This is a genomic window from bacterium (genome assembly GCA_040755795.1).
GTDB lineage: Bacteria > UBA9089 > CG2-30-40-21 > CG2-30-40-21 > SBAY01 > JBFLXS01.
In genome coordinates, this window is record JBFLXS010000744.1 from 1 (window position 1) to 1,099 (window position 1,099).

A 1,099-nucleotide genomic window follows, 5' to 3' on the forward strand; every position below is an offset into this window, starting at 1 on the left:
AGGCTAAAGCCAGAGGTTTTAGAAGTTACAGAAATTTTAAAATAGTAACCTTTTTGATTACAGGAAAACTTAATTTTGGTCAACTCAATAAACACTATTTACCCACTTAAAACTTAGAAGAACCATATTATAGCGATGGATGATGCAAGCCTTGCGAGGTATTCCGAGGAGAAAAATGACTCAAATAATCTTGATGATGAAATATGGAAGGAAATATTTGGAATGGAAGGTGAGAATGATGTGGATGCACAGGCGATAAACTTAAGAAATGAAATCACACCCACCAGTACTAAAAAGCGAACTATCCGAATAGCATTCATTATCGCCTTATTTGCTGTAATTATGTTTGCAATTATACAAAATGTAGGTAATATTAAATTTATCATACAAAATGTGGGTAATATTATGGGTAATCAGAAAACAACAACAAAGGTGACAATAGGAACAGTAAAAAAGGATGTTGCTAATATTCGTTCTGGACCTTCCACAGGTTATCCAATTATTGGTAGAATGAAGAAGGGTGAAAAAGTAGATATTTTACCAGAAGAAGAAGCGGTTGCACCAGAAGAAGAAGCGGTTGCAACTGAATGGTATGTTATAAGATATAAAGGTGGCAAGGGATATATATACAAAGAGCTTGTGGACAGATAGTTAGCCAAAGAGAAGAATAAGGTAGGATAAAAAATGTCAGTACTATGTGAAAAATGCAACTTTACCAACAGAGATATTGCCAAATACTGTAAATCCTGCGGGCAAAGGTTATCCTTTCAACCTCTACTGAGTCTGGACGAGTTAGTCGGTCTCGACAACATCAAGGCTGAAATTACCCAAATCATAAGTATCGTCCAGAGCCTTGAAAAAAGAAGGAATCTTGGGCACGCAGTAAGCAGGATAAACCTCAATACTATCTTGATTGGAAATACAGGAACAGGGAAAAATAAGATAGTTGAGATATTAAATAGCATCTTTTATAAACTGGACTTTCGTAAATTTTATGCTACTTCTAAAATTCTCTTTATCCTTATCAATCTGTTTATTTTGCTCAAAGAGGGCAAAATTAGGCTCAAAAGCCTGATGATTTTTTTGCAACTTATCCTTT

At 34.8% G+C, this 1,099-nt stretch carries 2 protein-coding genes; both read left to right on the plus strand.

The genetic code is table 11. The annotated features are described in order from the left end of the window. Positions 1-135 precede the first annotated feature (135 nt). On the plus strand, positions 136-651 hold the full coding sequence (locus AB1414_21365; GenBank protein ID MEW6609961.1) for an SH3 domain-containing protein: 516 nt from the start codon (positions 136-138) through the stop codon (positions 649-651). A 33-nt stretch (positions 652-684) separates the two neighbouring features. Then, positions 685-1,099, plus strand: a 415-nt coding sequence (locus AB1414_21370) for a hypothetical protein (GenBank protein ID MEW6609962.1), incomplete at its 3' end; no start/stop codon positions are given.

What these genes read in the sequence shown, in the direction of transcription:
- AB1414_21365 (MEW6609961.1), top strand. Translation starts at nt 136, where the DNA reads ATGGATGATGCAAGCCTTGCGAGGTATTCCGAGGAGAAAAATGACTCA.